Source organism: Angustibacter aerolatus, assembly GCF_054776675.1.
This window is the reverse complement of sequence record NZ_BAAHBM010000115.1, coordinates 1-8271: the sequence shown is the minus strand read 5'-3', so window position 1 is coordinate 8271 and position 8271 is coordinate 1. Positions and strand designations below refer to the sequence as shown.

Here is an 8271-nt window from a genome sequence, read left to right as displayed (position 1 = left end):
GGTTGCGATACGAGGACGCTAGGAAGGTCGCCTCCAGCCTCGCTCAACGCGCGATCAAGGGCACCCACGCGCGACTCAACGGGCAGACCCGGGCTCTGGTGAACCGCGCAACCACGCCGCGCTGAGCACGAGGAGCCGGCCCGGGCGGGCCGCGTGGCCGATCGGCTGGGACGATCGGCCGGTGCGCCTGATCCTCGTCCGGCACGGGCAGACCCCGTCCAACGTCCAGCGGCTGCTCGACACCGCGGTGCCCGGAGCCGACCTCACCGACCTCGGCCGTCAGCAGGCGGAGAGGGTGCCCACCGGCCTGGCCGACGAGCCCGTCGAGGCGGTCTACGCGTCCACGCTGGTGCGCACGCAGCAGACCGCGGGACCGCTCGCCGCCGCGCTCGGGCTCGACGTGCAGGTGCGTGACGGGCTGCGTGAGATCACGGCCGGCGACCTCGAGCTGCGCGCCGACGAGGCGTCGGTGCGCACCTACCTCGACGCGGTCGTGGCCTGGGCCGACGGGCGCGAGACGGTGCGCGTGCCCGGCGGCGAGTCGGGCACCGAGTTCCTCGACCGGTACGACGCCGTGGTGCACGAGGTCGCGGCGTCCGGCGTCCGCACCGCCGTGCTGGTCAGCCACGGTGCCGCGATCCGCTGCTGGGTCGGTGCCCGCTGCGCCGACGTCGACGCCGGGTTCGTCGCCGAGCACCACGTCGGCAACACCGGGGCCGTCCTGCTCGACGGCGACCCGGAGGGCGGGTGGTCGCTCGTGCGCTGGCAGCAGGACGCGCTCGGCGGCGCCTTCGACACCCCCGACGAGCTCGAGGGCCCGGCGTCCCGCGAGGCCTAACCGCCCTCGACGACCGCCCAGCCGTGCGGCTCGAGGTGCACGCCGGCGAGGTCGGCCGGGGCGTCGTCGAGGTTCAGGGCCACGAGCACGGAGTCGTCGCCGTGGGTCGAGCGCAGCACGAGCTGCCGGTTCTGCAGCACCTCGACCTGCGGCCGCGCGGTGTGCAGCCAGGGGTGGCGGCGGCGCAGGCCGAGCAGCTGCCGGTGCAGGGTCAGCACGTCGGGGTCGGCACCGGCGGGCAGCTCGTCGGGCGTCGCCGGGAACGGCTGCCGCACGGCGTCGTCGCCGCCCGCGCGGTCCTCCTTGACGCCGGTCAGCCCCAGCTCGTCACCGGCGTAGACGAACGGCGTGCCCGGCAGCGTCGCCAGCAGCGCGATCGCGTGCGGCAGGTGCCGGCGGTCGCCGATGCGGCTCGCGATGCGCGTGACGTCGTGGTTGCCGACGAACGTGGCCGGCACGAACGCGTCGAGCAGCTCGAGGTGCCGCTGCAGGGTCCAGGCCAGCTCGAAGAAGTTGCCCTCGTCGATGCTGCTCCAGATCGCCTTCCAGAGCTCGTACTGCGTCACCGCGTCCATGCCGGACGCCGCGACCGTGCTCGCGTAGTCGCCGTGGATGACCTCGCCGAGCACGAAGACGTCCGGGTGCCGCTCGCGCACCGCCGGGAGCACGCCGGCCCAGAAGGCCGGCGGCACGGCGTACGCCGCGTCGAGCCGCCACGCGTCGGCACCCCGGTCGAGCCAGTGCGTCATGACGTCGGTCACCAGCTGCCGCACGCCAGGGTCGCCGTGCCGCAGCGCGACCAGCGCGTGATGGCCCTCGAAGTCGCGGTACCCCGGCTCGCCGTCGTCCGACCGGCTCGACCAGTCGAGGTCGAACCAGCCGGCGGTCGCGCCGTCCGGGCCGTCGCGCAGCGCCTGCTGGAACGCCCGGTGGTCGCGGCCGACGTGGTTGAACACGCCGTCGAGCATCAGCCGCAGCCCGCGCTCGCGGCAGCCTGCCACCAGCGCGTCGAAGTCGGCCTCGTCACCGAGCCGCTCGTCGATCCGCAGGTGGTCGGTGGTGTCGTACCCGTGGGTCGACGACGCGAACACCGGCCCGAGCAGGATCCCGTTGCAGCCCAGCGAGATCGCGTGGTCGAGCCACGGCACCAGGTCGCGCAGCGTGCGCCGCGGCGTGCGGTCGGCGCCCGTCGTGTCGGCCCCGAGGAACCCGAGCGGGTACACGTGCCACCAGATCGCGTGCTCGACCCACGCCGGCTCGGGCATCAGGCCTGCCCCCGCAGGTAGCGGCCGAAGTGCGGCACGGTGAAGGCGATGCGGCCGCGCTCGGCGCTGAACACCAGGCCCTTCTTCAGCAGCGCGTCGCGGGCCGGCGACAGCGACTGCGGCTTGCGGCCGAGGTGCTGCGCCACGGCCGACGTCGGCACCGACGGCACCGGGTCGGCGTCGGTCGCGGGCTCCTCGACGTCGGCCATCGCCCGCAGGTACTCCCGCTCCCCCGGCGTCGCGCGCTCGTACCGCGAGCCGAAGAAGCCGACGGCGAGCTCGCGGTCGGCCTCGGGCGCCGCCACCCGCACGTCGTCCGCGGTGACCGGCGACGTCGGTGCGACGTCCCAGGCGACCTTGCCGTAGGCCTGCACGAAGTAGGGGTAGCCGGCGGTCGCCTCGTACATCGCCGCGAGCGCCTCCTCGGTCCAGGCGGCGTCCTCGTCCTTCGCCGGCACCTGCAGCGCGAGGTCGGCGGCGGCGCGGTCGAGCCGGTCGATGCGCGCGTACCGGAACAGCCGCTCGCTGTAGGACTTGCTGGCCGAGAGCACCGACGGCAGGTGCGGCAGCCCGGCCCCGACCACCACGAGCGGCAGCCGCTCCTGCGACAGCTCGTGGCACGCGGCGCAGAGGGCGCTCACGTCGTCCGGGCCGACGTCCTGCATCTCGTCGAGGAACACCGCGACGCCGCGCCCGGTGTCGGCGGCCAGCCCGGCGACGTCGCGCAGCAGCTCGACGAGGTCGATCTCGATGTCGCCCGAGTCGGCCCGCCCGGGCACGGCGGGGACGTCGATGCCCGGCTGCCACCGGTCACGCAGCCTGGCGCCGGTGCCCGCATCGCGCTCGGCGAACGCCCGCAGCACCCCGAGCACGTGGTCGCGCTCCCTGGCCGCGACCCCCTCGACGCCGAGCTCGCGGACGGCGAGGTGCAGGGCCGCCGACAGCTGCCGGCGCAGCGAGGCGTCGGGTCGGGCCTCGAGCTTGCCGGTGCCCCAGCCGCGGCGCACCGCCGCCGAGCGCAGTGCGCCGAGCAGCACGGTCTTGCCGACCCCGCGCAGCCCGGTGAGCACCAGCGACCGCTCGGGCCGTCCGCGCGAGACCCGCTCGAGCACGACGTCGAACGCCTGCAGCTCGCCGTCACGGCCGGCCAGCTCGGGCGGGCGCTGGCCGGCGCCGGGGGCGTAGGGGTTGCGCACCGGGTCCACGATCGGACCGTATCGCGGTCTCTAGCGTCTGTCCGAGACACGCGCAGACTCTCCTGACATCCTGCCGGACAGCACGGTGGCGACGACCGTCGTCAGCGCGACGGCCGTCGCCACGATGCTGCCGGACGAGCCGGTGACCGGCCGCGGGCGGCGACTCGGGACCGCCGCCCGCGACCGGCGTCTCAGAGGTCGACCGGGCGCAGCACCAGGCTGATGCCGTGCGCGATCTGCCGGTTGCCCTTGTTGATGTCGAGCTGGCCGGGCACCAGGTACGGGTTGGCGTCGTCGGTGTCGGCGTCGACGAGCTGGACGATCTTGAAGCACCGGCTGCGCACCTTGACGGTGATGCTGGCGTCGGGCAGCGCGGTCGCGAGCTGCGCGCCGTTCGAGCGCACGGCCTGCTTGCTGGTGATCGTCGCGCCCGGCACCACGTGGTAGAGCAGCACGTTCTCGATGGTGTCGATGCCGAGCGTCGCGGCGGCCGCGAACACGTCGGCCTCCGAGCGGTACGACGTGCCGGTCAGGTCGCGCACCAGGCTGCGGAACGCGCGGTCGTTCGGCAGGAACGCGGTGAGCGCGACGGTGCCGTCGGCCAGCAGCTTCACCGGGCTGTCCGGCTTGGCGGCCAGCACGGCCCCGACGGCCGCGTCGAGCACGTCATAGTCCCACTGGTTGCGGTCGAAGGCCTGCCCGTCCTTGGCCAGCACCTCCGCGAGGCTGCGGGTGCCGAGCTGGTGGCCGTGGTGGCGGGACGACGCGCTGGCCGCGGGTGCGGCGGCGAGGGTCGCGCCGCCGGCGAGGGCGAGCGCGGTGAGGGCGACGAGCGGTCGACGGGAGCGGTGCACGGTGTCTCCTGGGGGTGAGATCGGGTCACGCCGGTCGAGAGGGCTTCGCGCGACGGGCCGCCGGCGGTTGCACCGATCGGGTGAACGGTCCGGCGCGATCCGCGGGCCCCGTCGTGCAACCGGTGGCGCACGCGGGTACGAACACCCGGTGTGGAGCCCGACGAGCAGCTCGCCCTCGCGCTGTCGCGCGGCGACGAGGCGGCGCTCGCGCAGTGCTACGAGCGGTACGGGTCGGCGGTGCTCGCCTACCTGCGCCGGCTGGTCGGGCCGGACGACGCGGAGGACGTGCTGCAGCGCACCTTCCTCGACGTGTGGCGCACGGCCGACCGGTACGACCCCTCGCGCAGCCTGTCGGCCTGGGTGTTCACGATCGCCCGGCGACGCGCCGTCGACGACCTGCGCCGCCGACGTCCGGCCGTCGTCGCCGTCGACACCCTGCGCGACCTGGTCGGCGACGACGGGCAGCAGCTGGCCGAGCAGTTCGCCTGGGCCGCCGACGTGCGGACGGCGCTGAGCCGACTGCCCGACGTGCAGCGCCGCACGCTCGAGCTGGCGTACTTCGAGGACTGCACGCAGTCGGAGATCGCCCGCCGCACGGGGGTCCCGCTGGGCACGGTGAAGGCCAGGATGGCCCGGGGGTCGCGCACGCTCGCCGGCCTGCTCGACGGGTACGCCGGGCACCGCAGCCGACCCGACCCGCACGCACGACCCACGACGACCGCGCACGACGAGCTGACCGACGGAGGTGGCAGGTGACCGGTACCGAGCACGTCCACGACGACCTGCCGCTGCTGCTGACCGGCGAGCTCGACCGGCGCACCGCCGAGACCGCCCTCGAGCACCTGCGCGGGTGCGACGAGTGCCGGCTCGAGCTGGTCGACCTCGCGGGCGCGCACGGGGCGCTGACCACGGCCGCGCGGCTGCTGCGACCGGGCCGGTCCGACCGCGAGCCGGGCGGCCCCGACGTCCCGCTGCCACCGCTGCCCGACCTGCCCCGGCCCGGCCCGCGGCTCGGCGTCCGGCGCACCCGGCTGGTCGCGGCCGCGGCCGCCTGCCTGCTGGTCGGTGCCGGGGCGGGTGCGCTGGTGACCCACGAGCGAGAGGTGCCGCGCGGGCGGGCGGCCGAGGTGGTCGCGCTGCAGCCGGTGACCGGCGACGCGAGCGGCCGGGTCACGATGACCTCGCCGGGCGGCCAGACCCGCATGTCGATCAGCACCGACGGGCTGCCGGCACCGGGCGCCGGGCACTTCTACTACGCCTGGCTGCTCGACCCGGCGACGAACAAGATGCTGCCGCTCGGCGTCGTCAGCCCCTCGACGCCGGCCCGGTTCGCCGTCAGCACCGACCTCGTCACCAGGTACCACGCCGTCGACATCAGCCTGCAGGCCGACGACGGCGACCCCGGCCACTCCGCGACGTCGGTGCTGCGCGCTCGCTACTAGCCCGCCTGGCGCCGGACCGTGTACTTGCGGCTGAACGCGACCGGCCGGTAGGAGGACCTGGAGCGGCGCAGGCCCGCTGCGCCGCACACTTGCCTGTCGCCCTCTCTTGCTACCCAGGCACAGATCGACGGGTGCGTGAGGTCGGTCCGCCGCGGGCTCGATGCGGCGTGCGGCGTCGCTGGTGATCAGAGACCGGTGTCGGCGAACGCGTAGGCACCGTCGGTCACGCGTTCGTGCAGCGAGCGGGTGAAGGTGAGCTCGCCGGCGAGTCGGGCCGCCGCGAGCTGGACGAACTCGACGGAGTGCGGTGGTTTCGTGGCGCTGTCGGCTTGGGTCTGCTCTTCGTCGAACTCGAAACGCCGGAGCTGGCTCTCCAGTCGCCTGATGCGTTCCTCGACTGCTGCCAGCACCTCGGTGCGTCGCAGCTGGACGAGGAAGCAGAGCGCTGCCATGAAGGGGGCCGGCTGGTAGGGGTCGACCTCCCAGAGGGCGTCGCGCAGGCTCCCTGTGAACGCTGCTTCCCCTTCGGGGGTGAGTCGGTACTTCGTGGAGTTGCGGTGGCCGCGGCCCACCGGGGGTGCGTTCTCGGTGTCCTGGACGACGAGCCCCTCCTTGTCCAGGGTGCGCAGCGCGCCGTAGATGGATCCGGGGTTGACGCTGGCCCAGTCCTGGACGCCCCACCCGGTGAGCTCGCGCATGATCGCGTAGCCCGTTGCGGGTTGTTCCTGTCGGGTGGCCCCGAGCACGAGCAGACGGGTGGGGTCGGTGCTCACCGCCCGATCATCCCAGACCCGGGCCCGGGGTCGCCGCCCTCAGTTGTAGCCGAGCTGGTACTCGCGGTGCAGGCGAGCTGCGGTGGGGGAGCTGAACAGCTGGTCCAACCGGGCACGGGCGGTCATCTGCCGGAAGATGCCGTGCTGGGTCGGATCACCTGCGTCGTGCATGGTGTCGGTCATCCAGGTGGCGAAGTCCTGGTAGTTCCAGACGTGGCTCAGGCAGGTGTCGGAGTAGGCCTCCAGGGGCGCGGTGTCGCCGTCGCGCAGCGCGGCGACGAGTGCTTCGCCCAGCACGCCGACGTCGAAGAGCGCGAGGTTCATGCCCTTCGCGCTGGCCGGTGGCACGAGGTGTGCGGCGTCGCCGGCCAGGAACAGGTTGCGGTAGCGCATCGGAGAACGCACCACGCTGCGCAGCGGGACGAAGAACTTCTCGACCACCGCGGCATCCTGGATGCCCTGATCGTTCAGGCGGAGGCGGATCTCGTCCCAGATCCGCTCGTCGGGCCAGTCCTGCTCCGTGTCCTCCAGGCGGCACTGCAGGTAGTAGCGGCTGCGCTGGGGACCACGCGGCAGCTGTCCCACGAAACCGTGGTCGCTGACCGCCATGATGGCGTCGCCGGTGACCGGTGCCTCGACGAGCGCGGCGAGCCAGGCGTAGCCGAAGTCGTAGCGGTACTCGGTCAGCACGCCGTCGGGGATCGCGTCTCGGCTCACGCCGCGGTCCCCGTCGCTCCCCACGAGGTAGGTGCAGGACGTCGCGTGGGTGCCCTCTGCGTCCGACCAGGTGACCGCCGGACGGGAGTCGTCGTGGGAGACGGTCACATCGGTCGCCTCGAACCGGACATCGCCGTCGAGGACATCGAGGAGCTGGTGCAAGAGGTTGTTGACCAGCATCTGCTGGGTGCAGAAGCGGCTCGGTCCGCGGCCGTCGAGCGTGGTGTCGAAGACACGACCGGCACCGTTGACGCGGTAGTCGATCGCTCCGGCCAGGGGCCCGCCGAGCAGGTCGTCGGCCAGTCCCCACCGTTCGAACACGTCGACGCCGCGGGCTTCGACGACGCCGGCGCGGTTGCGCTGCTCGATGTAGGCCCGGTCGCGTCGCTCCAGGACGACGCAGTGCACGCCGGCGCGGGTGAGGAAGGTGGCGAGGGTGAGACCGGCGACGCCGGCGCCGATGATCACGACCTCCGGTGCCACGGAAGGGGTGTTGATATTATTCATACTTGAATGTTCGCACTTGAATGTCCGGTCGTCAAGGCCTGGCGGTATCGGAACGCCTTGACGAGTTCGGCGTGGTGACACCGTCTGCCTGACGTACCCGAGCAGACGGAGACCCGCATGTCGTTCCAGGCGTACCTCGACGCGGCCGAGGCGAAGACCGGCCGCACCCCCCAGCAGCTCGTCGACGAGGCGCACGCCCTCGGCTTCGGGCCCGGCACGAAGGCCGGGCCGATCCTGGAGTGGCTGCAGACCGAGCCACCGGCACCCACCGCGACGCGTCGGACGTGCTGCGCCTCGACGGCGTCGCGCACCGCTGACCGGGCTCGCGGCGCGCGTCAGCCCGCGTCGGCAGGCAGGTCCGGCCGGGCGCTCCACTGCGAGAACGAGCCGGGCCACAGGCGCGCACCGTCGAACCCGGCGTGCTCGAGGGCGAGCAGGGTGTGGCAGGCGGTGACGCCGGAGCCGCAGGAGGCCACGACGTCGGCGCCGTCGGTGACGCCGGCCGCGGCGAAGCGCTCGCGCAGGGCGGGCACCGGGAGCAGCCGGCCGTCGGGGTCGAGGGTGTCGGCGACCGGCACGTTCACGGCGCCGGGCACGTGGCCGGCGCGCGGGTCGACCGGCTCGACGTCGCCGGCCCAGCGCTCGCGGGCGCGGGCGTCGAGCGGCAGCGGCACCACGT

Annotated in this window: 9 protein-coding genes; 3 read left to right on the top strand and 6 right to left on the bottom strand. The window is 73.8% G+C overall.

The window, feature by feature from the left end:
* The first annotated feature begins 181 nt into the window (after positions 1–181).
* The gene (locus tag ACYVI6_RS17105) at positions 182–838 is read left to right on the top strand and encodes a histidine phosphatase family protein (protein WP_460447519.1); all 657 of its coding nucleotides are present in this window, start codon (positions 182–184) and stop codon (positions 836–838) included.
* On the opposite strand, the gene ACYVI6_RS17100 is transcribed toward ACYVI6_RS17105, so the two are convergent.
* The 3 genes from ACYVI6_RS17100 to ACYVI6_RS17090 form a co-directional block, all read right to left on the bottom strand.
* Entirely contained in the window at positions 835–2103 is a 1269-nt protein-coding gene (locus ACYVI6_RS17100; protein WP_460447518.1) for an alpha-amylase family glycosyl hydrolase, read from the bottom strand. The genes ACYVI6_RS17105 and ACYVI6_RS17100 overlap by 4 nt on opposite strands.
* Positions 2103–3308 carry an ATP-binding protein gene (locus ACYVI6_RS17095; RefSeq protein WP_460447517.1) on the bottom strand — a complete coding sequence of 402 codons (1206 nt, stop codon included), beginning with the start codon at positions 3306–3308 and terminating at the stop codon, positions 2103–2105. The genes ACYVI6_RS17100 and ACYVI6_RS17095 overlap by 1 nt, the downstream gene beginning before the upstream one ends.
* Before the next feature lie 182 nt (positions 3309–3490).
* Positions 3491–4153: a fasciclin domain-containing protein gene (locus tag ACYVI6_RS17090; RefSeq protein ID WP_460447516.1), complete on the bottom strand. Its 663-nt coding sequence runs from the start codon at positions 4151–4153 to the stop codon at positions 3491–3493.
* A 150-nt stretch (positions 4154–4303) separates the two neighbouring features.
* On the opposite strand from ACYVI6_RS17090, the gene ACYVI6_RS17085 reads away from it, so the two are divergent.
* Both ACYVI6_RS17085 and ACYVI6_RS17080 read left to right on the top strand, forming a co-directional pair.
* Positions 4304–4909: an RNA polymerase sigma factor gene (locus ACYVI6_RS17085; protein WP_460447515.1), complete on the top strand. Its 606-nt coding sequence runs from the start codon at positions 4304–4306 to the stop codon at positions 4907–4909.
* Positions 4906–5595 carry an anti-sigma factor gene (locus tag ACYVI6_RS17080; protein ID WP_460447514.1) on the top strand — a complete coding sequence of 230 codons (690 nt, stop codon included), beginning with the start codon at positions 4906–4908 and terminating at the stop codon, positions 5593–5595. Before ACYVI6_RS17085 ends, ACYVI6_RS17080 begins: the two co-directional genes overlap by 4 nt.
* Positions 5596–5780: 185 nt before the next feature.
* Here the strand turns inward: ACYVI6_RS17080 and ACYVI6_RS17075 are convergent, their stop codons facing one another.
* The 3 genes from ACYVI6_RS17075 to ACYVI6_RS17065 form a co-directional block, all read right to left on the bottom strand.
* On the bottom strand, positions 5781–6368 hold the full coding sequence (locus tag ACYVI6_RS17075; protein ID WP_460447513.1) for a PadR family transcriptional regulator: 588 nt from the start codon (positions 6366–6368) through the stop codon (positions 5781–5783).
* A 39-nt stretch (positions 6369–6407) separates the two neighbouring features.
* Positions 6408–7766 carry a 4-hydroxybenzoate 3-monooxygenase gene (locus tag ACYVI6_RS17070; protein WP_460447520.1) on the bottom strand — a complete coding sequence of 453 codons (1359 nt, stop codon included), beginning with the start codon at positions 7764–7766 and terminating at the stop codon, positions 6408–6410.
* Between the two features lie 161 nt (positions 7767–7927).
* On the bottom strand, positions 7928–8271 hold a 344-nt coding region (locus tag ACYVI6_RS17065; protein ID WP_460447512.1), incomplete at its 5' end, for a sulfurtransferase.